The organism is Micromonospora palomenae (genome assembly GCF_007829925.1).
In the GTDB taxonomy this organism is placed as follows: Bacteria; Actinomycetota; Actinomycetes; order Mycobacteriales; family Micromonosporaceae; genus Micromonospora; species Micromonospora purpureochromogenes.
Map to the genome: position 1 here is coordinate 76,667 of NZ_VIXA01000005.1, position 25,068 is coordinate 101,734.

General features: G+C 69.1%; 19 protein-coding genes, 2 tRNA genes and 3 pseudogenes. 13 read left to right on the top strand and 11 right to left on the bottom strand.

The genetic code is table 11. From position 1 onward, the window contains the following. Positions 1–20 precede the first annotated feature (20 nt). Entirely contained in the window at positions 21–608 is a 588-nt protein-coding gene (locus FHX75_RS27305) for a sigma-70 family RNA polymerase sigma factor (protein WP_154943233.1), read from the bottom strand. A 108-nt stretch (positions 609–716) separates the two neighbouring features. Between FHX75_RS27305 and FHX75_RS32055 the strand changes: the two genes are divergently transcribed. From FHX75_RS32055 to FHX75_RS31800, 4 genes and pseudogenes are all read left to right on the top strand, one after another. Continuing rightward, positions 717–1,361: a zf-HC2 domain-containing protein gene (locus FHX75_RS32055; protein WP_154943234.1), complete on the top strand. Its 645-nt coding sequence runs from the start codon at positions 717–719 to the stop codon at positions 1,359–1,361. Between the two features lie 101 nt (positions 1,362–1,462). Beyond that, on the top strand, positions 1,463–3,127 hold the full coding sequence (locus tag FHX75_RS27315; protein ID WP_154943235.1) for a copper resistance CopC/CopD family protein: 1,665 nt from the start codon (positions 1,463–1,465) through the stop codon (positions 3,125–3,127). A gap of 20 nt (positions 3,128–3,147) precedes the next feature. Next, positions 3,148–3,888, top strand: a complete 741-nt coding sequence (locus FHX75_RS27320) for a YcnI family copper-binding membrane protein (RefSeq protein ID WP_154943236.1) — start codon at positions 3,148–3,150, stop codon at positions 3,886–3,888. Between the two features lie 665 nt (positions 3,889–4,553). Then, positions 4,554–4,958: pseudogene (locus tag FHX75_RS31800) on the top strand (hypothetical protein); the annotation flags it as partial. Positions 4,959–5,105: 147 nt separating this feature from the next. On the opposite strand, the gene FHX75_RS27330 reads toward FHX75_RS31800, so the two are convergent. After that, positions 5,106–6,356: a glycosyltransferase family 87 protein gene (locus FHX75_RS27330; protein ID WP_154943238.1), complete on the bottom strand. Its 1,251-nt coding sequence runs from the start codon at positions 6,354–6,356 to the stop codon at positions 5,106–5,108. A 72-nt stretch (positions 6,357–6,428) separates the two neighbouring features. On the opposite strand from FHX75_RS27330, the gene orn reads away from it, so the two are divergent. Further along, positions 6,429–7,019 carry an oligoribonuclease gene (gene orn / locus FHX75_RS27335; protein ID WP_154943239.1) on the top strand — a complete coding sequence of 197 codons (591 nt, stop codon included), beginning with the start codon at positions 6,429–6,431 and terminating at the stop codon, positions 7,017–7,019. 112 nt (positions 7,020–7,131) lie between these two features. Further along, positions 7,132–7,207 (top strand) — tRNA-His (locus FHX75_RS27340). Positions 7,208–7,258: 51 nt separating this feature from the next. Here FHX75_RS27340 and FHX75_RS27345 read toward each other — a convergent pair. Then, positions 7,259–8,545: a L,D-transpeptidase gene (locus tag FHX75_RS27345; protein ID WP_154943240.1), complete on the bottom strand. Its 1,287-nt coding sequence runs from the start codon at positions 8,543–8,545 to the stop codon at positions 7,259–7,261. 235 nt (positions 8,546–8,780) lie between these two features. Next, the gene (locus FHX75_RS27350) at positions 8,781–10,043 is read right to left on the bottom strand and encodes a L,D-transpeptidase (RefSeq protein WP_154943241.1); all 1,263 of its coding nucleotides are present in this window, start codon (positions 10,041–10,043) and stop codon (positions 8,781–8,783) included. A gap of 184 nt (positions 10,044–10,227) precedes the next feature. On the opposite strand from FHX75_RS27350, the gene FHX75_RS27355 reads away from it, so the two are divergent. The 3 genes and pseudogenes from FHX75_RS27355 (at position 10,228) to FHX75_RS27365 (ending at position 13,050) form a co-directional block, all read left to right on the top strand. Then, positions 10,228–10,303, top strand: a tRNA-Lys gene (locus tag FHX75_RS27355). A gap of 182 nt (positions 10,304–10,485) precedes the next feature. Next, positions 10,486–10,647 (top strand): annotated as a pseudogene (locus tag FHX75_RS31805) (tyrosine-type recombinase/integrase); the annotation flags it as partial. Positions 10,648–11,214: 567 nt separating this feature from the next. Next, positions 11,215–13,050: a glycoside hydrolase family 15 protein gene (locus FHX75_RS27365; RefSeq protein ID WP_154943243.1), complete on the top strand. Its 1,836-nt coding sequence runs from the start codon at positions 11,215–11,217 to the stop codon at positions 13,048–13,050. A gap of 63 nt (positions 13,051–13,113) precedes the next feature. Here the strand turns inward: FHX75_RS27365 and FHX75_RS32330 are convergent. Beyond that, positions 13,114–13,278, bottom strand: a pseudogene (locus FHX75_RS32330) (site-specific integrase); the annotation flags it as partial. 18 nt (positions 13,279–13,296) lie between these two features. Continuing rightward, positions 13,297–13,869 (bottom strand): DUF308 domain-containing protein, encoded by a 573-nt coding sequence (locus FHX75_RS27375; RefSeq protein WP_154943244.1) that lies wholly within the window; start codon positions 13,867–13,869, stop codon positions 13,297–13,299. A gap of 163 nt (positions 13,870–14,032) precedes the next feature. On the opposite strand from FHX75_RS27375, the gene FHX75_RS27380 reads away from it, so the two are divergent. After that, positions 14,033–14,731 carry an SDR family oxidoreductase gene (locus FHX75_RS27380; protein WP_211364615.1) on the top strand — a complete coding sequence of 233 codons (699 nt, stop codon included), beginning with the start codon at positions 14,033–14,035 and terminating at the stop codon, positions 14,729–14,731. A gap of 426 nt (positions 14,732–15,157) precedes the next feature. Here the strand turns inward: FHX75_RS27380 and FHX75_RS27385 are convergent, their stop codons facing one another. Beyond that, positions 15,158–16,000 (bottom strand): enoyl-CoA hydratase/isomerase family protein, encoded by an 843-nt coding sequence (locus FHX75_RS27385; protein ID WP_154943245.1) that lies wholly within the window; start codon positions 15,998–16,000, stop codon positions 15,158–15,160. Between the two features lie 114 nt (positions 16,001–16,114). Here FHX75_RS27385 and FHX75_RS27390 point away from each other — a divergent pair, with 114 nt between their 5' ends. Together FHX75_RS27390 and FHX75_RS31320 are read left to right on the top strand one after the other, a co-directional pair. Continuing rightward, positions 16,115–16,594 (top strand): winged helix-turn-helix transcriptional regulator, encoded by a 480-nt coding sequence (locus tag FHX75_RS27390; RefSeq protein WP_154943246.1) that lies wholly within the window; start codon positions 16,115–16,117, stop codon positions 16,592–16,594. Positions 16,595–17,415: 821 nt separating this feature from the next. After that, a complete protein-coding gene (locus tag FHX75_RS31320; RefSeq protein WP_246158735.1) occupies positions 17,416–18,216 on the top strand; it encodes a MarR family transcriptional regulator in 801 nt (266 codons plus the stop codon). A gap of 108 nt (positions 18,217–18,324) precedes the next feature. Here FHX75_RS31320 and FHX75_RS27405 read toward each other — a convergent pair whose 3' ends face one another. Continuing rightward, a complete protein-coding gene (locus FHX75_RS27405; RefSeq protein WP_211364616.1) occupies positions 18,325–18,714 on the bottom strand; it encodes a transposase in 390 nt (129 codons plus the stop codon). A gap of 868 nt (positions 18,715–19,582) precedes the next feature. On the opposite strand from FHX75_RS27405, the gene FHX75_RS27410 reads away from it, so the two are divergent. Continuing rightward, complete coding sequence (locus tag FHX75_RS27410; RefSeq protein ID WP_211364617.1) at positions 19,583–20,866, top strand: hypothetical protein; 1,284 nt, start codon at positions 19,583–19,585, stop codon at positions 20,864–20,866. A gap of 288 nt (positions 20,867–21,154) precedes the next feature. On the opposite strand, the gene FHX75_RS27415 is transcribed toward FHX75_RS27410, so the two are convergent. The 3 genes from FHX75_RS27415 to FHX75_RS27425 form a co-directional block, all read right to left on the bottom strand. After that, complete coding sequence (locus FHX75_RS27415; RefSeq protein ID WP_154943248.1) at positions 21,155–21,823, bottom strand: ElyC/SanA/YdcF family protein; 669 nt, start codon at positions 21,821–21,823, stop codon at positions 21,155–21,157. A 20-nt stretch (positions 21,824–21,843) separates the two neighbouring features. Beyond that, complete coding sequence (locus FHX75_RS27420) at positions 21,844–24,366, bottom strand: NB-ARC domain-containing protein (protein WP_170285478.1); 2,523 nt, start codon at positions 24,364–24,366, stop codon at positions 21,844–21,846. A 317-nt stretch (positions 24,367–24,683) separates the two neighbouring features. Next, the gene (locus FHX75_RS27425; protein ID WP_246158737.1) at positions 24,684–25,049 is read right to left on the bottom strand and encodes a GNAT family N-acetyltransferase; all 366 of its coding nucleotides are present in this window, start codon (positions 25,047–25,049) and stop codon (positions 24,684–24,686) included. Positions 25,050–25,068: the final 19 nt, after the last annotated feature.

A 25,068-nucleotide genomic window follows, 5' to 3' on the forward strand; every position in this document is an offset into this window, starting at 1 on the left:
CGGCCGATTGGTTCCACCGGTCAGCCGGCCAGCGCGTCGCCGACCGCGTCGACCAGGTCGTGCCGGGCGCGGGCCACCCGGGAGCGGATGGTGCCGACGGGCACCCCGGCCACGGCGGCCGCCTCGGCGTACGAGAGGCCGAGCAACTGGGTCAGCACGAACGCCTCGCGGCGCTCCGCCGGCAGCCGGCGGACCAGGTCGGCGGCGCCGAGGTGCCCGGCCGGGTCCGGGTGCGGGCGGCCGGTGTGGGCGTCGGCGGCGAGCCGCTCGTCGAGCCGGCGCCGCCGCACCACGATGCGCAGGTGGTCGGCGCAGGCCCGCCGGGCGATGCCGAGCAGCCAGGTACGCGCGCTGGCGCGCCCCTCGAAGCCGGCCAGCGCCCGGAACGCCCGCAGGTAGGTCTCCTGGGTGAGGTCGTCGGCGGTGTCCGGGTCGACCAGGGCGGCGGAGAACCGCCACACCTCCGCCTGGGTGGCCCGGACGAAGGCGGCCTGGGCGCGGGGATCACCCTCGCGGGCGCGCAACGCCCAGTGCGTCGCCGTGTCGCGCGCAGCGCCGGGTGCCGCGTCGGGGCGGCCGGCGGTGGTGTCGCGCGGGGCGGGGATCACGTCACCCGAGGTTACGCGGCGTACCCGGGGCGAGCAGGGTCGTTCGGCCCTTTCTATGGCCCGGCCCACGTCGGGAACTTTCCCGCTCCGCCACCCGACTACCTGCTCATGAAGTGCGACGACGTACGCGTGGCGCTGTCGGCGCGGCTGGACGGCGAGGACCCGCAGGCACCGGCCGCGGCGCTGGAGGCGCACACCGCGTCCTGCGCCGACTGCCGGTCCTGGCTGGCCCGGGCCGAGCAGGTGACCCGGCTCACCCGGGTCCGTTCCGTGCAGGTGCCGGACCTGACCGCCCGGGTGCTGGCGGCGGTCGCCGCCGACCCGGTGCTGGCCGCGCGTTCGCCGGCGGCCGTCCGGGCGGCCCGTCGTCAGGTGCTGCGGGTCGCGGTGGCGGTGGCGGCGGTGGCCCAGCTCGCCATCGCGCTGCCGATGCTGCTGGCCGGGCTCGGCGTGGCCGCCGACCCGCACACCAGCCGGGAGATGGCCTCGTTCGACGTGGCCCTCGCGGTGGGTTTCGCGCTGGCCGCGTGGCGACCGGAGCGGGCCCGGGCGTTCCTGCCGGTGGCGCTGGTGCTGGCGCTCTGCCTGGCCGGCACCAGCGTGGTCGACATCGCCAACTCCACCACCGCCCTGGTGCACGAGGTCGGCCACCTGGCCGCCGTGGTGCAGGCCGGCCTGCTCTGGGCGCTCGGCCGGGTCAGCGGCGAGACCGACCGGCCCTGGTCGCGCGCGGTCGTGGCGGGGCGCGGGTGAGGCCGACCGTCCCGGGGCCACCCGCCGCCGCCCGGCCGGGGTCGCACCGGTCCGGCGCCGGTACGGGGTCGGGTCGGCGCGGGGGCGTCGCGTCGGCGAGCATGGCCGGCATGAACGTCGTCGATCGTCGTTGGTTCGCGCGGCTGGGTACCGCCGCCGGCCTGCTGGTCACCCTCGTCGCGCTGCTGCTCGCCCCGGCCGCCCCGGCCAGCGCCCACGCCGTGCTGGCCAGCAGCAGCCCGGTCGCCTCGGCCGTGGTGCCGAGCGCCCCGGCCGAGGTGGTGCTGACCTTCAGCGAGTCGGTGCGCAAGGTCACCGGCAAGATCCGGGTGATCGCCCCGGACGGCTCCCGGGCCGACCGGGGCGAGCCCACCTTCGAGGGTGCGCTGGTGACCGTGCCGGTGGACCCGTCCGGGCCGCGCGGCACCTACCTGGTCAGCTACCGGGTGATCTCCGCCGACAGCCACCCGGTCTCCGGCGCCTTCACCTACTCGGTCGGCGCGCCCTCGACGCCCCCGACCGACTCGGGGGTGGAGAGCCGGGCGAACCCGGTGGTGGAGAACGCGGTCAAGGTGGCGAAGTACCTGGGCTACGTGGGCCTGCTGCTGGTGGTGGGTCCGGCGCTGGTGCTCGCCGCCCTCTGGCCGCACCGGCTGTCCCGCCGGGGCCCGGCCCGGCTCGCCTGGGCGGGAGTCGGGCTGCTCGCGCTGGCCACCCTGGCCGAGCTGTGGTTGCAGGTGCCGTACACCGCCGGGGGTGGGCTGACCGACGTCACCGGGGCCGGCTTCAGCGAGATGCTGGGCAGCACGTACGGCACCGCGCACCTGGTCCGCCTGGGTCTGCTCGCGGCGGCGGCGTTCCTGCTGCGCCCGCTGACCCGGGGCCCGGTCGGTCGAGCCGACGCGCTCATCCTGGCCGTGCTGGGCGGGGCGGGGCTGCTCACCTGGCCGCTGGCCGGGCACCCGGCGGCCTCCCCGGCGCCGGCCGTGTCGGTGGCCGTCGACGCGGTGCACCTGGGCAGCATGGCGGTCTGGCTGGGCGGGCTGGTGATGCTCGCGGTCTTCCTGCTGCGCCGCGCCGACGAGCGGGAACTGGGGGCGATCCTGCCGATCTGGTCCCGCTGGGCGGCGCTGGCGGTGGCGGCGCTGCTGCTCGCCGGGATTGTGCAGGGGCTGATCGAGGTGGGCGGCGTGCGGCCGCTCGTCGACACCACGTACGGCCGGCTGCTGCTGGCCAAGGTCGGGCTGTTCGCGCTGGTGATGGCGGTGGCCGCGTACTCCCGGTGGCTGGTGCGGCGGCGGACCGCCGCGCAGCGTCCGGTGCCGGTGCGGCGGGCCATCTGGGCCGAGCTGGCGATCACCGCGGTGGTGCTCGGGGTGACGGCCACCCTGGTGCAGACCACCCCGGCCCGGGTCGCCGCCGATGACGTGGCCGGCGCCCCCGCCGGCTACTTCTCCACCACGCTGACCAGCCCGATCTACTCGCTGCAGGTGGAGCTGGATCCGGCCGAGCGGGGCAACAACTCGCTGCACCTGTACGCGTACACCAGGGACAACCGGCCGCAGCCGGTGGCCGAGTGGAAGGTGACCGCCGCGCTGCCGTCGGCGGGCATCGAGCCGATCGACATCCCGCTGCTGCCGCTGACCGACAACCACGTGACCGGGGAGATCAACTTCCCGAGCGCCGGCGAGTGGCAGCTGCGCGTCACCGCCCGCACGTCCGACATCGACCAGGCCACGGTGACCGCCACCGTGCCGATCAGGTAACGAGAAAGGCTCTCCCACAGATGATCCGTCTCCGGCGCCCCGCAACCGCCGCCGCTCTCGCGCTCGCCGCCGTCACCACGGCGGTGCTCGGCTTCGCCGGGCCCGCCTCGGCGCACGTCACCGTCAACCCGAGGGAGGCCACGCAGGGTTCCTACGGCCGCTTCGCCTTCCGGGTGCCGAACGAGAGCGACACCGCGTCCACCACCAAGGTGGAGGTGGTGCTGCCGGAGAACGCGCCGGTCGGCTCGGTCTCCACCATGCCGGTGCCCGGCTGGACGGTGGCGGTGGAGAAGCGCAAGGTGGACCCGCCGATCGAGGTGCACGGCAGCCAGCTCACCGAGGCGGTGTCGAAGCTGACCTGGACGGCCACCGGCGACGCGGCGGTGAAGCCGGGCCAGTTCCAGGAGTTCCCGGTCTCGATGGGCCCGCTGCCGCAGGTCGACCGGATGGCCTTCAAGACCTTGCAGACGTACTCCGACGGCAACATCGCGCGGTGGATCGAGGAGCCGACGCCGGGCGCCGAGGAGCCGGAGAACCCGGCGCCGGTGCTCACCCTGGCCCCGGCTTCGGCATCGGCCTCGGCCACGCCGGGGGCGGCGCCGGCCGGGCAGGCCGCGGCCGACGACGACGATGACGACGAGGACTCCGATGGGACGGCGACCGGGCTGGCCATCGCCGGCCTGGTGGCCGGGCTGGCCGGTCTGCTCCTCGGTGGACTGGCCTTCGCCCGGACCCGCCGGGAGGCGACGCCGAAGGCCTGACCCGCTCCGCCCGCCGGCCCGTCGGAGTTGCTCCGGCGGGCCGGCGGCTGTCCGTCCCGAGCGATATGCGCAGATCACGGCGGTCTCGTCGGTAAGGTCGGCCGGGTACCCGGTCACCGAAGGAGACGGAACGGATGCGGTTCGTGCGGTCGCTCGTCGGAATGCTGCTGTTGGTCGTGGGGATCCCCGCCCTGCTGGCGGGAGGCGGCCTCAGCCTGGTCGCCCGGCACGCGAGCACCGACGGCACCTTCAGCGCCCGCTTCGAGCCGGTGCGCAGCGCGGGCCGGGCGGTGGTGGTGCAGGACGTCGACGCGCTGCTGCGCGCGGAGGCGCCGTTCACCCGGGTCGGCGAGGCGAGGCTGCGGCTGACGGCCCGTACCGCCGACGGGCCGGCCTTCGTCGGTCTGGCGCCCGCCGACGAGGTCCGCCGCTGGCTCGCCCCGGTCCCGCACGTCACGGTCGAGAGGATCGCGCTGGCCCGCGGGCCGTTGCCGGTCCGGTTGACCGACGCCGGCGCCGCGCCCACCGCCGGGCCCGCCGGCGCGGTCCCGGCCGCCCCGCTCGACGCGCCCTTCTGGGTACGCGAGGGAATCGGCGCGGTCGAGTGGACCCCGGGTGAGCTGGCCGGCCGCCGGTTGAGCCTGGTGGTGATGCGCCCCGACGGCGGCGCGGACCTCGCCCTGGACCTGCGGGCCGAGGTGCGGTCGGACTGGTTCCGCCCGGTGGCCTGGGGTGCGCTGGCCGGCGGGCTCCTGCTGGTCGTGCTGGCGGTGCTGGTGCTGCTGCGTCCGGTACGCCCGCGCGAGGTGGTCTTCGTGGTCGAGCCGGACCAGGTCCCGGTGCTCGCCGGTCGGCTGGGCGTCAGCTCGCTCAGCGGCCTCGGCACGGCGCCCGAGCCGGAGCGGCAGTTGGTGTCGGTCGGGGCGCCCGAGCGGTCCCGGGCCGCCATCGGCGCGGTCCCGGCGCGCCGTCCGGCCACCCTCGCCGACCTGCCGCCGTGGCCGCCGGAGCGTCCCGAGGAGACGGCCGAACCGGTGCCCGGGAGCCCCCGGCCCGCCGGTACGGACTGACCCGCCACGGCGAACGGCCCGCCGCGCTGCCGACGCGGAGGGCCGTCCTCACCGGGGGATCGGTGCTACCCGACAGACGTCTGCGGTAGGTGTCGCCAGATTAGCGGCGAAAGTAGGCCGGTGGAAGATCTGTCCATTTGGCGCAACTTATCCGTGGGTCGGCTCCGCCCGCCGGCGCACCGGGAGCGTCACCAGCAACAGCAGGGCCAGCAGCACGTAGGCGTTGCGCACCAGGAACTCCGCCGGGGTGTCGGTACGCGCCGGGGCCACGCCCCAGTCGAAGAAGGACACCACCCCGTAGATGATCACGAACGCCGTGCCGACCGCAAGCGCGAGCAGGCGACGCCGACGTCGCGCCCCCGCCACGCTGTCCCGGTCCGCGCGCAGCGCCGCGTCCACCAGCACCACCACGGCCGGGATGAACCAGTAGATGTGGTGGGTCCAGGTGATCGGGCTGACCAGGCCGCCGACCAGCCCGGTGAGGGTCAGCCCGGCCAGTTCGTCACCGGCCCGGGCGGCGCGGGCGGCCCGCCACAGGCCGTACCCGGCGACGACCGCGACCAGGGCCAGCCAGAGCAGCTGGTTCGGTTTGGCCGGTGCGTCGATCCGGCTGAGCAACCCGAACAGCGACTGGTTGCCGGTGTAGTCGGTGCGTCCGACCCGGTTGGTGGCCCACAGCTCGTGCGTCCAGAAGCGCCAGGAGTCCCCGGGCGCGAACGCGGCGGCCAGCAGCGTCGCCGCCGCCGCGGTGACACTGGCCACCACCGCCGCCCGCCACCGCCGGCTCACCAGCAGGTAGGCGATGAAGATGCCCGGGAAGAGCTTGAGCGCCGTCGCCAGCCCCACGCCCACCCCGGCCCAGCGCCGCCCCCGGGGTACGGCGAAGAGCAGGTCGGCCAGGATCAGCACCACCAGCAGCATGTTGATCTGCCCGAAGGTGATCGTCTCCCGGGTGCTCTCCACCGCGAACACCAGCAGCACCGCCACGGTGAGGGTGAACGTCCGGGGCAGCCCGTGCCGTTCGATCACCGGGCGGACCAACCAGCGGGTGGTCACGATCACGCCGATCGCGGTCAGGACGGTGAAGACGGCGATCGTCACGCCCAGCGGGAGCATCGCGAACGGCCGCAGCAGCAGCGCGCTGAACGGCGGATAGGTGAAGTACAGCTCGCCCTGGACCCGGTCCGGCTGTACGTAGTCGTAGAGCGGGTGCCCGGAGGACCACCAGTCCATCGCCCGCATGTAGATCTTCAGGTCGAAGAAGTCGTGCACCATGCCGGGCAGGTAGAGGGCCGGCAGCACGGCGGCCAGCGCCAGCACCGTGACGACCCGACGGACCGTCCGGCCCCCCTGGTCGTCGGAGCTGACGGCGGGTGGCGCGACCGGTTCTGCTGGCACGGGGAAACCCTAGCGGTCCGGTCCGCCGCCGGTGCCGAGGCGCGACACCTGGGCTGCGGCTAGTCTGTCCCGGTGGCTGACCTTCTCGTCTGGATCGACTGTGAGATGACCGGGCTGGATCTCGCCGGTGACGCGCTGATCGAGGTCGCCGCGCTCGTCACCGATCCCGACCTCAACGTGCTGGGCGAGGGGGTCGACGTGGTCATCCACGCCGACGAGGCGGCCCTGGCGGCGATGCCGGAGATCGTGGCCACGATGCACGGCAAGTCGGGGCTGACCGAGGAAGTGCGGCGCTCGACCGTCACCCTGGCCGAGGCCGAGGACATGGTGCTGGAGTACGTCACCAGTCACGTCAAGGACCCGCGTAGCGCCCCGCTGTGCGGCAACTCGATCGCCACCGACCGGGGTTTCATCGCCCGGGACATGCCCCGCCTCGACGCCCACCTGCACTACCGCATGATCGACGTGTCCTCGATCAAGGAGCTGACCCGGCGCTGGTACCCCCGGGTGTACTTCGGCCAGCCGCAGAAGGGCCTCGCCCACCGGGCGCTGGCCGACATTCGGGAGAGCATCCGCGAGCTGGAGTACTACCGGCGGACGATCTTCGTACCCCTGCCCGGACCGGACGTGGAGACGGCCAAGGGGATCGCCGCCCAGCTGTAGACCGCGGCGCCGGCCCCGCGCGGGCGGGCGGTGCGCAACCCGCTGGACGGGGGCGGCCGGGGTGTGGCTATTATTAGTCCGCACCGCCCGGGCGACCGGCGCGGAAGGCATGGTGGCTGTAGCTCAGTTGGCAGAGCACCGGGTTGTGGTCCCGGTTGTCGTGGGTTCAATTCCCATCAGTCACCCCAGACACGAAGGCCCCCTCCTCGCGGAGGGGGCCTTCGTCGTGTCCGGGCCGGTCAGGGGGTGGGTTCCACGCTGGGAGCCTCGTCGCCGGGGGTGGCCTCCGGGCTCGGGGTGGCCTCCGGCTCCTCGTACGGCAGGGCGCTGCCCTTGACGTAGTCGTCCCAGCTCATGTTCCAGTCGGTCCAGCCGTTGCCGTTCTGGAGCTTGCGCTCGGTGCCCTTGACCGTGATCGGGTCACCGATGCGGGTGTTGGCGAAGAGCCACGCGCCGTTGGCCATCGACACGTTGACGCAGCCGTGCGAGACGTTGACGCTGCCCTGCTTCCCCTCCGACCAGGGCGCGGCGTGGATGAACTCGCCGCCCCAGGTGAGCCGCTGGGCGTAGTCGATCTTCGTCCGGTACCCCTCCTCGGGGCCCAGCTCCTCCATGGTGTCGAAGACGGTCTTGCGCAGCTTCTCGATCACCACCATGGTCCCGCTGGACGAGGGGGTGCTCTTCTTGCCGAGGCTGACCGGGATCGTCTTGACGACCTTGCCGTCCCTGGTGACGGTCATCCGCTTGGTCTTGTTGTCCACCTGCATCACCAGTGACGGGCCGATCTTGACGTCGACGGTCAGGTCGGAGCGGCCGTACCAGCCGTCGCCCATCGGCAGCCCGCCGGCCTGCACCCGGTACGACACGGTGGTGCCCGACTGCCAGAACTCCTTCGGGCGGTAGCGGACCTCGGTGGGGCTGGACCAGTGCCAGATCCCCTCCTGCGCCGGCGTGGACGTGACGGTCATCCGACGCTGGACGTCGTCGCGGTAGTCCTCGGGGATGGCCCGGCCGAACCGGACGATCAGCGGCATGCCCACCCCGACCACCTGGTTGTCGCCGAGGAAGCTGGTGATCCGTACCTGCTTGTCGGGCTTGGCCATCACGGTGAAGGCGCTGGTCGCGGTGGCCGGCTTGCCGTCGTCACCGGTCGCCGTGACGGTGGCGGTGTACTTCTCGCCGTACTCCAGGGCGCCCGCGGGGAGCCAGCTCTTGCCGTCCGCGGCGAGCTCGCCCTCGACGGCCTTGCCGCTGGCGTCCGTGAGCTCGACGCTGGTCTCCTTGGCGTCCTTCGTGGTGAAGGTGATGCCGGTGGAGGCCGGGACGTCGGTCGCGTCGGCCTTGGGCTCGGTGATGGTGGCCGCGGCCTTCGGGGCGCTCTCGCCGCTGCCCTGCCAGCTCGACGGCTTGTCGTCGCCGGAGCCCGTGCAGGCGGAGGTGAGCGCCAGCGTCGCGGCGAGGAGCCCCGCCGCGAGTGCGCGGCGCCGCCCGGCGTGCCGGGTCAGCCGGTGGTGGGTAGCTCGCATGATTCCCTCACAGTCGTGGTCCCCGATGCCCCATCCTCTACCACTGACGCGAGAGAGCGCCGGTCGGTTGCCGGCCGTGAACAGAAACACGCCGATGGGGGAGTGCGAATACCGGTAAAATGTGGGGCTTTCGTGAGGGCTGCTCGGTTCCTCTGGCCCCCACGCACCAGTGACCGGCGCGGGCCGGGCCCGCTCCGGTCGGGCCGGCGTGACCGCCGACCCGACCGGGTGGGTGTTACAGCAGCGGGCCGGAGCCGCCGTCCGGCACGGGCAGGGCGCTGCCCTTGACGAACTCCGACCAGCTCAGGCTCCAGGCCGTCCAGCCGTTGCCGGGGGCGACGCGGCGCTCGGTGCCCTTGATGGTGATCGGGTCGCCGATCTTCGTCTGCTCGAAGAGCCAGCGGCCCATCGCCATCGAGACGTTGACGCAGCCGTGCGAGACGTTCTGCCGACCCTGCACCCCCTCGGACCAGGGCGCCGCGTGGATGTACTCGCCACCCCAGGTCAACCGCTGGGCGAAGTCGATGTCGGTGCGGTACCGGTTGTCCGGGTCGGGGTCGTCCATGGTGTCGAAGACCGTCTTCTCCTTCTTCTCCATCACCACCAGGGTGCCGCTGGAGGAGGGAGTGCTCTTCTTGCCCAGGCTGACCGGCAGGGTGCGGACCAGCTCGCCGTCCTGGTACACGGTCATCTTCTTGGTGTTGTTGTCGACCTTCATCACGAAGGACCGGCCGATCTTGGCGGTCGCCGTACGGTCGACATTGCCGTAACGACCGTTGCTCAACGGCATGCCGGCCAGCGCGATCCGGACGTCGAGGGTGGTGCCCGGCTTCCAGTACTCCGGTGCCCGGTAGTAGGCCTGGGTGCCGTTGTAGACCCAGTGCCAGGCGCCCGGCTGCGGCGGGTCGGTCTTGACGAACATCCGCTTCTGCACCGCCGCCCGGTCCTTCTTCGGGATGCCCGGGTGGAACTCGACGACCACCGGCATGCCCACGCCGTACGTCTTGTCGTCGAAGAGGTAGAGGCCGGAGCTGATCATCGACTTCGGCTTGGCCATGGTGGTGAAGGTGCTGGTGCCCTGCCGGGGCTCGCCGCCGGCGCCGGTGCCGGTCACCGTGGCGGTGTACTCGGTGCCGTACTTCAGCGGGGCCGACGGCACCCAGGAGGAACCGTCCAGCCGCATCCTGCCCGCGATCTGCTTGCCGTCGGCCGAGGCGAGGGTGACCGAGGACACCGTGCCGCCACCCGGCAGCTTCGCGCTGATCTCGGTGCTCACCGGCTTGTTCTTCGCCCCGTCGGCCGGGCTCACCGTCAGGCTCTCAGCCGGCGCGGAGGTCTCGGCCCCCTGCGCGGCCGCGGGTGCGCCCGTACCCGGAGCCGCGCCGCCGCCGACGAACTCGGCGGCCTTCTTCTGGTCGTCTCCGCACCCGGTCAGTGCCAACGACGTCACCAGGGCCAGGGCACCCAGCATCGCCCCGGCCCGCGTGAACCTGCCCATTCCCACCTCAGTTCTCGCGTGCCTGGCGACATGGTGCCGTATCGACGCCGCCGTCCTGGTCCCGCGAGCGCTCGGCGCAGCGATTTGGGGGCCTTTGCCCGTTAAGCTCGCCCGAACAGGTGAGCTGGGTATCGGATTGGAACCGGGCTCAGGGACCTGCTAATGTTCTCTCCGTTGCCAACGAGCGCCGCTAGCTCAACTGGCAGAGCAGCGGACTCTTAATCCGCGGGTTCGGGGTTCGAGTCCCTGGCGGCGCACCAGCAATTATCTGGGCATCCACCCCTTCCGGGTGGGTGCCCAGATGTCGTTTCGGGGGTCCTGACAGCAACGGCCTCAGTCGTGAGCGTCATCACCCAACTCCGGTTCCGGCTCAGTGAGGGCCGCATCCATGTGGCCGGCCGCCTCCTGCTGCATCGCCGGCATGACGTGCCCGTAGATGTTCATGGTTCACGTCGAACCACGCAACCTGAACACCGCCTTCGGCCGGTTGATCGCGCGAGCCGGTGTGCGGCCGATCCGGTTTCATGACCTGCGGCACACCTGCGCCACTCTTCTCCTGGCCGCTGGCGTGTCGCCCCGGGTGGTCATCGACATCCTCGGTCACTCGCAGATCGCGGTGGCGACCGGTGGCGGTCGTAAAGACAAGTCCTGTCTCCTGCCGTTGCCCGTCGGCGAGTTTGCGCTCCTGCCCCTGGGCGTTGCGATGGCGTTTCAGCGCTTGCACCACGACGGCCGGCATTGTCAGCACCCGTCGGGAGCGGCGCGACTTGGGCGGGCCAAACACCACCCCGTCGCCGCGAACCCGCTGCAATGTCTGCCATACCCGCTGCTGGCCGGTGTTCAGGTCACGAGATCCGACCATCGCAGCGCGAGAAGTTCACCACGGCGCAGACCCGGGGCCAACGCGACCATTCGATCGGGTAAGCCGGCCGAGGCGTCGTTGGCGTCGGCGGCGGTGGTAGGTGCGTTCGATCCAGGTCACGATCGCCAGGCGTAGGTCGTGGCGGGTGTGCCAGCGTTGCCGGGGGTCCATAGCCCGCGCATCGGTTTCCGCCCGGTTAAATCAACCGGACAGGGGTAAGTAGGCGCAAGCGCAATTCAGGGCGTCTCGGGTCGAACCACTCAGGATCCGCCCCGTCAGCTAACACGGCTATCACCCAACATGGCAAGGATGATCGCTAGGTGGCTCAGCTACTGGGAACCGACCAGTCCGGGGTTGCACGCCGTGTGCGCCGGTCGGATTGAAGACTACGGCTACCTCGCCGACGGCCGATCCGGAGCGCTGGTCGGCCGCGACGGTTCCGTGGACTGGTGGTGCCCGTCTCGGTTCGACGCGCCGTCGATATTCGCCCGCCTGCTCGACGACGACGGCGGACATTGGTGGATCCGGCCCGCCGGAGACTTCCGGGTCGAGCGGAGCTACCTGAGAAACACGCTGGTGCTGCGGACGGTATTCACCACCCGGGACGGATCCGTGGCGGTCACCGACGCCCTGGCCATGGACTCGAATGTCCGCGGACACGAGATCGGCCGGAATCCGCCCGGCCTCCTCCTGCGGCTGGTGGAAGGGCTCTCCGGACACGTTCCAATGGTGATGTCCTACGCGCCCCGCTTCGAGTACGGCCGCGTGCGGGCCCATCTCGATCTGCGCGGCGAGACTCTCGTCGCGAGAGCCACGGGCACCACGCTCGGGATGACCGCGACGGTGCCGGTACACCGCCAGCGGACCGAAGCGTCAGCGTCGTTCACGGTCTACCCGGGACAGCGGGAATCCTTCTCCCTGTCCTACTCGTCGACCTATCACGAACGCGAGCCAATGCCGGTCGACGTACCAGGGACCCTCGCCGAGACAGCCGAGGGGTGGCGCTCCTGGATATCGGAGCACAACTACCCAGGGCAATATCCGGAGTTGGTGCGCCAGAATGTGATGATCCTGGGGGGGTTGACCTATCAGGCAAGTGGTGCGTACGTCGCCGCGGCGACCACCTCGCTGCCGGTGCGGCCGGAGGGCCACGACAACTACGACTATCGCTACGTGTGGTTGCGCGACTTCAGCCTCGCCATGCGGGCCCTGTACAAGGCGGCCTGCTCGTTAGAGGCGGAACGGCTCTTCCGCTGGTTGGCCGAGGCGATCGGCGATGTGGGCCGGCAACCCGTACCGATCATGCTCGGCGTCGAGGGCGAGCACGACCTGACCGAACGTGAGCTCGACGTGCTAACCGGGCACCTTGTCAGGGGTCCAGTGCTGATCGGCAATGACGCCTGGCGCCAGCGGCAACAGGACGCACTCGGCCAGGTGATCGACGCCGCGTGGGTGCTGCGTGACAGCCTCGAACCCATGCCCGACGACGTACGGCGGTTGCTGCGTTCCCTGGCCGAGCAGGCGGCCGAAACCTGGCGGCTGCCAGATTCGGGAATGTGGGAGGCACGGGGCGAGGAGCGGCATTTTGTCACGTCCAAGGTGGGATGTTGGATGGCGTTGGACCGAGCCGTACGGTTCGGCACCGTCCTCGGCAGTGCGGCGGACCTGGAGCGTTGGGCGGCGGCCCGCGACGAGATCCGTGCCGCGATCCTGCAACAGGGCTGGAATCCCAGCGTTGGCGCCTTTACCAGAGCCTTTGGATCCGACGTGCTCGACGCATCGATACTCGTCCTGCCCATCATCGGGTTCATTCCCGCAGCCGACCCGCGGATGCGCGCGACTATCGAACGGATTGAACAGGAGCTGACCACCGATGGGCTGGTCCGCCGCTGGCCCGACGAGTCGGCGGGCTTCGTCATCTGCTCTTTCTGGCTGGTCGAGTGCCTTGCGCTGGCCGGCGAGCGGGATCGGGCCGCCGCGCTGTTCGAGCGCCTCGCCGGGCGGGCCAACGACCTCGGCCTCTTCGCCGAGCAGATCGACCTGCGTACGGGTCAACAGTTGGGGAACTTCCCGCAGGCGTTCTCACACATCGGCCTGCTCTCCGCCGCCTTGCGCCTGACAGAGGCCAGCACGCCAGCGCCATGAGGCCTTCACAGCGGCCCAGACGGCGTGGCGAGATTGATAACACTTCTGGCTGGTTCGTTGACGAAACGCATGGTCGATGGCCCGCCGGGTCCGATCCTCGCTCGACGGCATCAGATGCGTGCAGGTGCGCAGAGTGAACCCCGGATCGGCGTGGCCCAGGTAATCGGACAGGGCCTTGACGCTCTCTCCGGCATTGAGCAGGACGGAGGCGTAGAAGGGTCGCAACGCTGCACTTCGGTAGCGCGCTCAGGACGGGGCGGCGTTGGCCAGGCGGCGACGGCGCCGCGCGAGCAGCCCGGCCTGGATGACGAAGTAGATGCCGCCGCTGGCCGTGTAGAGCGTGATCATGCTCAGCGTCCAATGACCGACGGCCGCCGCGATGAGGTAGGCGATACCGCCGATGACCGACAGTCCGTTGGCGAGCAGCAGCGGCCACTGGTTGCCGAGCTGCGCCCGGCGGCGGAGGGCGACGACGAGCTGCACCGCACCGCTGACGACGGCCCAGACGCCGAAGGCCGCGAAGACGCTCGCGACGCTTCCGGTCGCGGCCACGCCGAGGGCGACGGCGGCGATGGTGCTGGTCCCGGTGTTGACCAGCAGCAGCTGCCGAGCGGATCCGCGCTGGCTCCGCGCGTCGATCAGCGAGGCGACCGCGTCGATCAGCGGATAGAGGACGAGCAGGATGCCGGCGCCGACCGTGACGTCGGTCGTCAGCGAGTGCGATACCGCCACGAAGACGGCGGCCCATGCGATGGCGATGACGCCACGGGTGAGGAAGACGTACAAGGTCCTCGTGTCGGGTTGCGGTGAAGTGTTCATGCCGACCTCCGAAGTTGCGTTGGGTGACACAACGGTTGCGCTTTCGGCCGTGCGTGGCCCCGGGTAGTTCCCGTCGTGCCCGGGTAAATCGCTGGTGGGTTCCCGGATCTGCCCCCGTGCCCCACTGCGGCCTCGACGGCGCCATACGCGAAAGAGACATGTCGTGAAGATTGAGAACTCTGTCGTGCTCGTCACCGGCGGCAACCGCGGCCTGGGTAAGGCGCTGGTCGACGAGGCGCTGGCCCGAAACGCCCGCAAGGTGTACGCGGCGGCGCGGGACCCGAAGACCGTGACGAACCCGGACGCGATCCCGCTGCGCCTGGACGTCACCGATCCGGAGTCGATCGCCGCGGCGGCCCGGGAGGCGGGCGACGTCGCCGTGCTGATCAACAACGCGGGGGTGACCGCCAACGCAAACCTCCTGACCGGGGACATCGGTGAGATCCGCAGCGAGTTCGAGATAAACTTCTACGGCCCGCTGTACGTCACCCGCGCGTTCGCGCCGATCATCGTCGGCAACGGCGGCCACCTGCTGAACGTGCTCTCCGTGATGTCCTGGCTCGCGACTGGCAGGTCGTACAGCGCCACCAAGGCGGCATTCTGGTCGATGACCAACGGACTCCGCCTCGACCTAGCGCCGCAGGGTGTCGGGGTGACGGGCCTGCACGTTGGTTACATCGACACCGACCTGGCCGCGCACATCGACGCCCCGAAGATCAGCCCGGAAGACGTCGCCCGGCAGGCGATCGACGGCATCGAGAACGGCGCGTTCGAGGTGCTCGCCGACGAGGTCACCCGCAAGGTCAAGCGGGGCCTCTCGGCCGACCCGTCCGCGCTGTACCCACAGCTAGCCACCGAATAAGGGCCGCGCGCTGTGGAAAACAAGGGCGTCCGTCAGGACTGACGGACGCCCTTCGCCGCTTCCGAAGTGAGAAGGAGCCAAATCGGCCAGCTCGGTCAGCGCCAGGTGGGCGGTGAGGCAGCCCGCTCCGGTGGTCAGCGCGGCGGCGGCCTCGTCGTCCACTGCGTCCGGGACCGGAACGAGGTGCGCCGGGTCGGCGCCGATGTACTCGGCCCAGCTGCCGTCGGCGCTGACGCCGTAGCGGGCCGCCGCTGATCACGACGTGGGTGCCGGGTGAGCCCGGACGAGCCGGGCTGCTCGACGACCCCGGTCCCGGCGCCGCCGGGCCGTTTGAGCACGTCACAGCTACCGAGACTGTGGTACTCGATCACGCGCATGGCGTGGCTGCCTGTCTGATTCGTTAGACCGAGGCCGGGTGCTGTACCGCTAGTCGACGTTGTCGTCGTACCGCGCGACGTGGTGGCCGAGGTTGCGCTCCACCTCGCTGTCCTGCTGCATCCCGTTCTCGAGCAGCGTCGCCATGCGCGTACGTCCAGCACCCGGCCGCGCCGTGGAGACGAGGTACGCCTGCGTCGCGGCCAGCCACTCCTCGTCCGGCGGGAGGCTGGCGCGATTGACCAGCCCCTTGATCTCCACGATCACCTCCTTGTCGTAGCCGACGATCCGACGGGCGAAGGAGTCGACGAACGTGTCGAGTTCCGCGTCGGGCAGGGCGCGGTTGATCCATCCGTACCGTTCGGCCAGCTCGGCCGGGAAGTCGCCGCCGCCGAGCAGCGCCTCGAGCGCCCGTCCCCGGCCCATCAGGCGGGGCAGGTGGGCGGTGGAACCACCGCCCGGTACGGCGCCGACACCGATCTCGAACTGCCCGAAGACCGCCCGCTCCCGGCTGGCGAATCGGATGTCACAGGCGAGGGCGAACTCGCTGCCGGCACCGCGTACCCGCCCACGGATCGCGGCGATCGTGACCACCGGCAGACGGCCCAGCCTGGTCTGTACGTCGACGTACGGGTGCATGCCGCGTTGGGTGGCGCCCTCCGTCTTCATCCCGACGACCACGTCCCTGGGTGTCGTCACGTCCCAGTGGGCGATGAAGAAGTCGGGGTTGGCGCTGTCGAAGACGATCACGCGGACGTCCGGGTCGGTCTCCAGGCTGGTCAGGAGTTCGTCGAGTTCGTAGACGGTGGCTGGATTCATGAGGTTCACCGGCTCGTTGTCGAAGGTTGCCGTCCAGTACCTGGCAGTGTGCTTCCGCACCCTGATCTGGGACATGGCTCATCCCTTTCTGATTCGTTGGACCGGGGTGCGCTTCGGCGCGACCCTGGCTTGCGATATCCAAGCTAGCACCAGACTTGGAAAATCCAAGACAGGGGGTATGCTGGGGTTGTGAGAAAGCACACCGGCCTCGACCCCGCATACCCCACCTGCTCCATCGCCCGGAGCCTGGAGATCCTCGGCGAGCGGTGGACCTTCCTCGTCCTACGCGAGGCGCTAGGTGGGGCTACTCGGTTCACCGATTTCAGCACCCGTCTCGGGGTGTCCACCGACATCCTCACGGATCGTCTGGCCACCCTGGTCCGGGCCGGGGTGCTGGAGAAACGGCCCTACCAGGAACCCGGCGGGCGCGCGAGGTTCAGTTACCACCTCACCCCGGCGGGTGAGGAACTGAGTGTCGTGCTCGGCGCGCTGCAGCAGTGGGGCGACCGCAACTGCCCGCCGGCTGGGGGTCCGACCGTTCAGCGGCGCAGTCGGGTCAGTGGGCAGCGGCTGAGTGTGGCCTACATCGACGAGTCCGGCCGCGCGGTCCCGCTGGAGGATGTAACCTTCGTGCCCAACCCGCAGCACATCGCCCTTGATGGCACATGAAGTGCGAAAACATCTCTCGTGTCCGGGCGGGACTAGCGCGCCGATTCCGACAGCAACAGTGACAGCAACCGAGCCGCACGCCATCGCTCGCAGGCAAGGGACAACGGCCATCGCGGCCGAGGCTGAATGGCTAGAACCAGGACCGAGGCCGGGCCTCTTAATCCGCGGGTTCGGGGTTCGAGTCCCTGGCGGCGCACAGGTGATCAAGGCTCTGGCCTGGTGGTTCTCCACCAGGCCGGAGCCTTTTTCGTGTCCGTGGCGATGGCTGGGTGCTCGGTGGGTGATCGGGAGCGGTGGGACCGTTCCGGCCGGCGGTGGACGCGGTGCGGTGGTCATGGACGCGTGCTCTGATGTGGCCGCAGTCCGCTGTGTGGTTCTCGCCGGGCGAGCTACCGTAGCGCGTCGATAGCGCGGGACTGCTGGTGTCACCCTCGGTGACGACCGTGATGGTGGCTCCGATGCGGCGGTGAGCCTCCACCGGGCCGGCGAGGCCGCTGTATGGCGGGTGGTGCGAGGCGGGCAGTCTGGCCTTAAAGATCAACTAGCCGTGGTCCGGTTTGCCTCCATCGTTGTTTTTGCCCTCAGCTCTTCGGCCGGTTCTCCTGAACAGTGATCTCCAAAATCGGCCCCAAAACCCCGGTTTGGAGACGAGGGGTGCTTGCAGAGCCCGCCAGTGCTTCGTCCGATGCCCCGGAAGAGGCTCGTCCTCGGCCTCGGTGATCTCGGTTGCGCTGCCCCGAGGCGGTTCCTCTGACCACCCTCCGTTACCGGTCGGCGAAACCGGCTGTCCGGCTGTCGGTGTCTGGGGGGATCATCACAGGATGGGTGACGACGCGGCCGTGCTGCGGTTGTCGCCGCGGCGGTGGCGGATCTTGTCGTTCCTGGCGCAGCACGCTCTGGCGTCGACGATGGATGCGGCCCTGGTCTGTGACGTGTCGCGGCTGACGGCTCACCGGGACCTGGTCTGGTTGCACGAGGCGGGGCTGGTGAGCCGGCAGCGCTCGGAGGAGGACCGTACCCACACCTGGTGGTACAAGGCGACCGCCGAGGGGACCGAGCGGCTCTGCCGTGATTTGGCGGCCTCGGGGCGGCCGGTGCCTCTGCAACTGGGCCGGCGGCATCCGAGCGCGTCGGACGATCTGCTGTTCCTGCCGCTGGTCGAGGTGTCGCGGCGGAATCCGGGGCGGTGTGAGCTGTTCCAGTGGCTGGCGACGATGGACACCTCGGCGTGGCTGCGCCAGCACGACCTGGCGTACCTGCGCGCCGACGGCTATGGCGTCTGGCTTGAGGACGGACGGTGCCTACGGTTCCTGGTGCACGTCGATCGTGGCCCGGTAGGCGAGGTAGTCGCCGAACACGAGAAGCGGACGTACGGGCTGGGCGGGCTGCTGGCCGGCTACCGGCGTACCGATCCGGTGGTGCCGGTCGGGGCCGTGTTGGTCGTCGCCGAGGACGCCGAACGAGAGGAGCAGTTGCTGGCCGGCCTGGTCCGCGAGCCGCTGCGGGCGCTCATCGCCACGACCAACAGGAACATGTTGTATCGGCACTGGCCGAATGAGCAGCTTTGGCGGGTACCGGGCGAGGACGAGCACCGCAGCCGACTGATCGAGATCGCCGGCTGAAATAGAAGGACGTTCCGACGTCGACCAGCATGAGTCGATCCGAGGAGACTCGGAGCGGAGTCAGGTGGCGGCGACTCGTCGGACGCGCTCATCTGGCTCCCCTCTGTGTCAAGACACCGCCGGGAGGAGAGTTCTATCCTGGGTCTCGGCGGGTCCGGGAAGTGACTTCTCCGAAGAGCTGGCATGGGGATGTGAGCTGGTCACGCTGGAGTCAGTAGTCGTCTCCCGTTGTCCTCCCGGGCCCGTCGCCGTGGCCGTCGTGGCGTCGTCGATCATCCGTCGATAGACGACGTCGGACAGGCGCCGTTTAAGTGCTCGCATCGCTTCCATCGACGTCTTCCCGGACGTCTTCTTGCGGTCGAAGTAGGCGCGGCCTTCGGTGGGGTTGCGTAGCTGGACCGTGGCCATGATGTGCAGTACCCGGTTGATCTGCCGGTTCCCGGCACGGGAGAGCCGGTGGCGTACCTGCTCGCCGGAGGACGCGTCGATGGGGGACACCGCCCTGCACACCGTCGCGCTCGTCCAAGCCCGCGACGCAGGCCCTGGCCGCGTCTACTACCAGCGCAAACTCAGCGAAGGAAAAACGCCCGCCGAAGCCCGACGCGCGCTCAAACGACGCCTCACCAACGTCCTTTACCGGCACCTCACCAAAGATCAACTCAAACTCGCCACCGGCGGGTTGACACACAGAGGCGCTCTTGAGCCTCTCCCCGCCCTAGGGCGGCACCCGGGACTGGGCAGGCCAAATGAGAGCCACACGACCAGCGTGGGCAGCCGAATTGAGAGCGACAGCCCGGGCGCCTCGACCGAAGCCTGGCCGGGCCACGGTCGCAGGTCAATGAAACAAGTAGCCGAGTTGAGTGCGCCGCGCAGCGTTGAATCCGCAGCATTTCTCGCTCAAGATGCTCGAGGACCCGGGCAGCCAGGCTTGTCGGTTCGCTCGCCTCAGTGGGTGATCACGCCGACCCTGACGACGGGGACAAACGCGACGACGGCGTACAAGAGTGCCGATGTCCAGTGGACGCACCGTGGTCCAGTGAGTGCCGACCCCTTGGCTTGGGGCGGTTGCGCGCTGACGACCGCCGCACCGACCGCCCAGAGCATTGTGTGGAGTGGCCTCATGCGGATGCCGGGAGGAAGTACAGGCCGGCGAGCCGGGCCGTCCCGGTCCCACGCGGTACGGCAGGTCAGCTCGCCTGCCTCGAATTCCAGCCTCGACTCCACGACAACGTTGGTGTCCACGACGAGGGCGGAGGACTCGATTACCGTCTCCAGCGCGCCGATCGAACGCGAGATGTCCGACCAGACCTGCGCTAGCGGTTGGCGGTCAGTGCGGTAATAATTCGGGAGCCGGAGGGGGCTGATCATGACCGACATGGACGAGCGCACATTCGAGGCTGAACTCGTCGAGGAGGACGCCGCGCGGGACATTGCGAAGGCGGTCAGCGCTCGGCATTCGATCGCTCGCAAGTACGTCATGCGAGTCCGCCGCCGGAATCCGGATGCAACCCCCGCCGAAGTGATCCGACTGCTCGAGCGGCAGTACGTCACCGCCATCAGCACCGCGGGTGCCGTCATCGCCGTCGGTGCGATAGTGGCCGATGTCGGGATCGCTCTGATTCCCGTCGCCGGAGCCGCTGCGGCCGGCGCCAAGAGCGCGGGACAGCAGGCAGCGAAGAAGGCGGGTAAGGAGGCTGCGAAGGTCGTCGCTAAGGAAGCCGCGAAGGCGGCTGCCAAGAACGTAGCGCTCGGCGCCGCGACGACGGGAGCTCGGCGAGTCGCGGCGCTTCTCCCTGCGGGCGACGAGCAGCTCCAGTTCGAGATCACGGCGATCTTCGGGCTTGCCATCGCTGACATCCACAACATGGACCTCGACAAAGAGCAAGCTCACGCCCTGGTCTACGGACTGTCGAACGAGCGCGTCAGCCAGCAGCAGATCGCGACGATGGCAACTGACCTCGCAAGTATGTCGACGGGGGGTGCCGTTGGCGTCGGACACGCGATTGCTGCCGGTCGGAGCGATTGGTCGCACTGGGCGAACACACTTGCGGACACGCTCCCTGGTGGCGCGGCGCAGAGCCTCGTTCGCACCATCCAGACGGGCCAGCTGGACACCGTGCGCCTGAACTTGAACGGGAAGCAGCAGGCGGCGATCGAATACGGAGTCGGAGCCCTGGCAGGAGGGGTCACGCGCTTCCTGTTCGGTCGGGAGGTGGTCGACGCTGCCCGGGTCGCGTTCGCTGATGCTCCGGAGGAGTTCCCGGCACATTTGGCCATTCCATTGAAGGCGAAGCCCGAGGACGATGACGTCGAGGCTGAACCGAACCGAGCGCTCGCGGCCCTGGAAGACGCAGCGAAGGCGACGGGAAACTGGATCTCCGACGCCGCCAATGTAGCGGGTGCCGGCGTGGCGGCCGCGGCGGGCGCTGTGGCGCGTCCGTTCAAAAGCGTCGACCTGGACGGCGACGGCATCCCGGATGCGCCGCAGGCGCTGACGGCGGTGAAGGGTGTGGGCGGAGCGATCGCCGGTGCAGCCGGCGCGGTCGGGGGTGCAGCCGCTTCGCTGTTCAAGACCAAGAAGCTGGGACGCCATGCTCCTGGTGCCGACCAATGTCAGATCGACGACACGTCGGCCGGTGCCGAGGAGTAGGCGGCGTGGGTGCTGTGCCGTCCTGCATGTTGAAAAGCCATTCCCGTGTGCGCTCATGCCGCTGACCGGGGCGCTACGGACCGTGACCGGCTATCCGGTGTCGCAACGCCCGCTCGTGCCGAGAACAGTGCGCCTGACCTTAGCCAGTATTTTTGCTCCGCAGTGTCGGATGGTGGTCCTCGGTGACGCCGCCAGGGACGGAGCACCGCGTAGGAGATGCAACGTAGCGAGGTGCTCTACTTCCGATACGTCTACCGGAGCGGTCGCCTTGAAGCCGGTGAGGCTAGCTCAGCAGTTGAACTCGTGAGCCAGGTCGGCGTACTGGCCGCCGGTCTGGAATTCGGGCAGCGGGAAAATGCGTGGGATATCGAGCGCATGCATTGTGCTCAGGCCGCGTAGCTCGCTCGCCAACTCCGCCAGAGTCTCTCGGGACGCTAGATCGACGGCAGTCCTGCCGCTGGACAGGCCAGCGATGACCTCGATCGAGGGATCGAACTTGGCTGCCTGAAATCGGAGTTCTTCATAAAGGCGGCGGCTTCGTTGGGCAGGTGCCAGAGCCGCCACAGTGGTGCCGACGCGGACCCGTCCGGCCGCTGCGGCTGTTCGTAGGGACAGCGCCGCGTTCTGTGCAGCGTTGGTGGCGCTCCGTTCTATGAGGATGATGCCCGGAGGCAGCCCAGCGGCGATGGCGATAGAGGCAAGAAAGTCGGCTTCGGCGATCCCTAGGGCGGCTAGCGGGCCGGAGTCCTTGCCCACTCCGCCGGTGAATACGACGTAACTGACACTACCCAAATCGCGCAGTTGAACGGCGTCGTAAGCCAACTGGGGATCGGCGGCACCGAAAACGACGAGAATATCGGTCGGCCGGGTCGGGGTTGGCGGCGTACCGTGCGGCCCGGCCATGATGTCAAGCAACTGCATCCGAGTCGACATCGGCACATCGGCAGCAGCGGTCATCAAATACTCCTGGGTCAAAGCTAGTGCGGCGGGTGGACGGTTCGGGCCCAGTCGGCTGCGATGGCTGCTTCATCACCGGCCCCGTTGTCCTGGAACAACCGTATGGCGCGGGCAAACACACGTGCCGCCGCATCTTCATGACCTGGGAGCAACCCGAGGGCGCGGCCCTGGTAGGCCAACGATCGGGCGCAACCCAGCGGATCGGAGACCTCCTCTTCGAAAGCGGTTGCCGACGTAGCGTAGCTGCCAGCGGCGTCTTCGTGATTTCCCTGGGCTTGTTGAAGATCGCCATGGCGACGCCATCCAAACGCCTTCAGCCGGGAGCTTCGCGAGCGCCCATCCTCGAGCGTTTCTGCGTATGCGATGCTCCGATCAATGAGGCGCCCTGCGTCTGCCAGCGCGGCTGGTTCATCGGCTCCGAGGAGCAAGTACGCTACGCCGAATGCAAGCTCGAACGAGGCGATCCAGTTCTCTTGCGACTCGGTGGAGATGTTGACGGTGTAGTCGCCGAAGGCAGCGCGTGCGGCCTTGTACGCGGCGACGGCTTCGGCCGGACCCTTCGGGTCCGTGCCAAACTCTGCCTCGAGTCTACGAAGATCTGCGAGTTCACGCATCGTTGTGGCAACCCCGGCGACCGCTCGGCGCTGCCTATCGGGCTGGACTGCACTGGTCGACTCCTGCCTGTACAGGCGGAGACTGTGCTCAAGGTATCTCCGTGCTTTGGCCGCCGCCTCCGTCGGCATTGTCCGACCGCCGTCGGACGGTTGCAAACGCTCGCTGTGCTCAAGCAGGGTCACGAGATGCCTCCTGCCACGATTGCGCAGCCAGCGCGCAAGGTCGAGTCGATCACCGTCCCGCGCTTGCGCATGGGGTGATGCGGCCATTTCGACACGGTCCCATTCGTCGAAGGATCGTGCGGCTTCCAGGAAGTAGAACGCTGAGCAGGCCAGACGGGTGGTGATCGGTAGAGGAGGCGTCAGCGCAGCAGCCTGGATCACAAGAGCAACGAAGTTCGTGCGTTCCCGCTCAAACCATTGGAATGGCCCGGCTGTCGAGCGGGTCACTTGGACACCGATCGGGTCGGCGGTTCGCCAGGCATCCCGCATGTCGAGGTCCACCATCAGATTGTCGCGATTCTGCCAGTCGAATACCTCATTGACCTCGTTGTGATACAGCTCGGATACCCGCGTCAGCGCATCACGGATCTCCTCGGCGAACATAGAGCCGGCGGCGAGCTCGGCCGCAAAGCTGTGCAAGAGGTCGTGCCGGCCAATCCGCAGCGCAAGTGCCGAGGTCTGGTCAACTTTGTCCCGGACGCCGGCGACGAGATGCCGTTCTACGGATGGATCGTACGCCCATTCCAGCAAGTGATACGACCTTACAACGTCCAACACGTCGCGTGTGCTTGCGACGTCAAGGCCGAGGAGCGCTGCCATCGCGTGCAGGCTCGCGGTCGAACCCTTCGCCGGAAATACGCCGAGGAGACGGAATGCCTGCCGCGCCGCATCGGACGGCAGTGCTTCGTACGACCAGGACAGTACAACACGGATGTCCGAAAGTTCGTCGCCTAGTCGGCTCATCGCGGTGAGGGCACCGGCCTTGTTGGTCAGTTCGGCGAGGACTTCGTCGAGTCGCCGGTCCCGGGCGGTCTCGGCGACGACTCGCAACGCCAATGGCAGCCCGGCACAGTATGCGCTGAGCTTCTGCGCTATCTCGGGATTACCGGCGAGGCGCCCGCCCATGACGGCGTCCAACAGACGCGTGGCATCCTCGCCGAGCCGGCCAACATGCAGGGTCCTGGCACCTTCGACAGCACGCAGACCACGCAGCTCGCGTCTGCTGCTGATGACGACGCTGCACGTTTTCGGGATTGCCGGCAGGACGGCTCGAAGTTCGGTGTAGTCGTTCACATTGTCAAAGATGAGCAGGCAGCGCCGATCGCGGAGCATATTCATCAGACTGACGCGGCGAGCTGTCGGATCTTGCGGGATTGGTTTGCCAGGTCGCAGATAGGCCAGCCACTCTCCGAACGCGTCGGAGACGTTCTTGCGGCTACCAGGCTGCCCGAATCCGCCGAGGTTGAAGCCGAGCACGTTCACGGCCAGTCCCCGGTGCAATCGGTCCGACCAGTAAGCCAGAAGACCGGACTTACCTACCCCCGCCTCGCCCAGCACGAGCAGCGGTGGCGCCGCATCACCCTCCGCAAACCATCCCTCCAGCTGATCTAGTTCATGCTGGCGGCCGACGAAGTGTGTCGGCGGAAGTTCCGTGCCGCACAGAACAGGCTCTGCGGACGTGGATTCGGAACTGTTGGACACTGGCTCGGCAACGTGCTTGACGGGAATACGTCTGAAGAGCCAGACGATCACCGTCCCGGCTAGCGTCAGAGCCGCAGCAGCTGCGCCAACGACGCTCGAATACTGGTCAGCGTCGTCGAGTCGCTGCCGGTACAGAAACACGGCAAGCGCTGCGAGCCCGACGACGCCAAACGTCGTACCCGTGACGGCGAGAGTCAACCAAAGTGCGCGTCGCTGGGCCGCCATGCAGCCAATCTTCTGCTGTGGATACCGCCCTGCCATCGGCCGGTTGCACAGACTTCATGGCGTTCAGGTCGAAGCCGCCGCTCACAGCGTTCACTGAAGGCTTCGAAGGCGTTGCGGCATCGGCCGAGATCGACGGTGCCATGCCACGCCCGCCGTTACAAGAACCCACCGTCCGGCACCACACCCGCGGCAGCCTGATCAGGTGCACACATCTGCCGCCGACCGTGCGTCACGCAGCGTCACAGCGGACTGATCAAGTCAACGTCCGGTCGTGTCGATGAGCGGATGCCGTGGCTGCCCGGCGCCGTCGGCAGTCGCTACTTGTCCCCCTGCTTTTCGAGGTGGATCAGTACCATGTCTGACTTCAACTGCACCCGACGAATCGGGGTGTAGCCGCGCCGCTCGTACAGACGGATGTTGGCGTGGCTCAGATGGCCGGTGAACAGCATGTAGCGGTCCACTTCGCCGGCTGCCTCGCGCTCAACAGCGGTCAGCAGCCGGGTGCCGATGCCGCGGCCCTGGAGATCCGGCGCAACCATGAGGCGGCCGATATGCAGGACCGATCCCTTGAGGCGAGCGCGGACCGAGCCCACAATGCGTTGCCCCATCGTCGCCTTAGAGCGTCCGGCAATAGGCGATGACTCGGTCAGGGGCAGCGAAGCGGGCACGAAACCGGCGATCATGGAGTTCCTGACGCTCTGT

Bases quoted from the DNA above. Each gene is read 5' to 3' on its own strand.
- FHX75_RS27375 (WP_154943244.1), bottom strand. From the start codon at position 13,869: ATGAACACTTCACCGCAACCCGACACGAGGACCTTGTACGTCTTCCTC.
- FHX75_RS27320 (WP_154943236.1), top strand. From the start codon at position 3,148: ATGATCCGTCTCCGGCGCCCCGCAACCGCCGCCGCTCTCGCGCTCGCC.
- FHX75_RS27385 (WP_154943245.1), bottom strand. From the start codon at position 16,000: ATGTCCCAGATCAGGGTGCGGAAGCACACTGCCAGGTACTGGACGGCA.
- FHX75_RS27415 (WP_154943248.1), bottom strand. From the start codon at position 21,823: ATGACCGCTGCTGCCGATGTGCCGATGTCGACTCGGATGCAGTTGCTT.
- FHX75_RS27410 (WP_211364617.1), top strand. From the start codon at position 19,583: ATGACCGACATGGACGAGCGCACATTCGAGGCTGAACTCGTCGAGGAG.
- FHX75_RS27350 (WP_154943241.1), bottom strand. From the start codon at position 10,043: ATGGGCAGGTTCACGCGGGCCGGGGCGATGCTGGGTGCCCTGGCCCTG.
- FHX75_RS27420 (WP_170285478.1), bottom strand. From the start codon at position 24,366: ATGGCGGCCCAGCGACGCGCACTTTGGTTGACTCTCGCCGTCACGGGT.
- FHX75_RS27365 (WP_154943243.1), top strand. From the start codon at position 11,215: ATGATCGCTAGGTGGCTCAGCTACTGGGAACCGACCAGTCCGGGGTTG.
- FHX75_RS27315 (WP_154943235.1), top strand. From the start codon at position 1,463: ATGGCCGGCATGAACGTCGTCGATCGTCGTTGGTTCGCGCGGCTGGGT.
- FHX75_RS31320 (WP_246158735.1), top strand. From the start codon at position 17,416: ATGGGTGACGACGCGGCCGTGCTGCGGTTGTCGCCGCGGCGGTGGCGG.
- FHX75_RS32055 (WP_154943234.1), top strand. From the start codon at position 717: ATGAAGTGCGACGACGTACGCGTGGCGCTGTCGGCGCGGCTGGACGGC.
- FHX75_RS27425 (WP_246158737.1), bottom strand. From the start codon at position 25,049: ATGATCGCCGGTTTCGTGCCCGCTTCGCTGCCCCTGACCGAGTCATCG.
- FHX75_RS27345 (WP_154943240.1), bottom strand. From the start codon at position 8,545: ATGCGAGCTACCCACCACCGGCTGACCCGGCACGCCGGGCGGCGCCGC.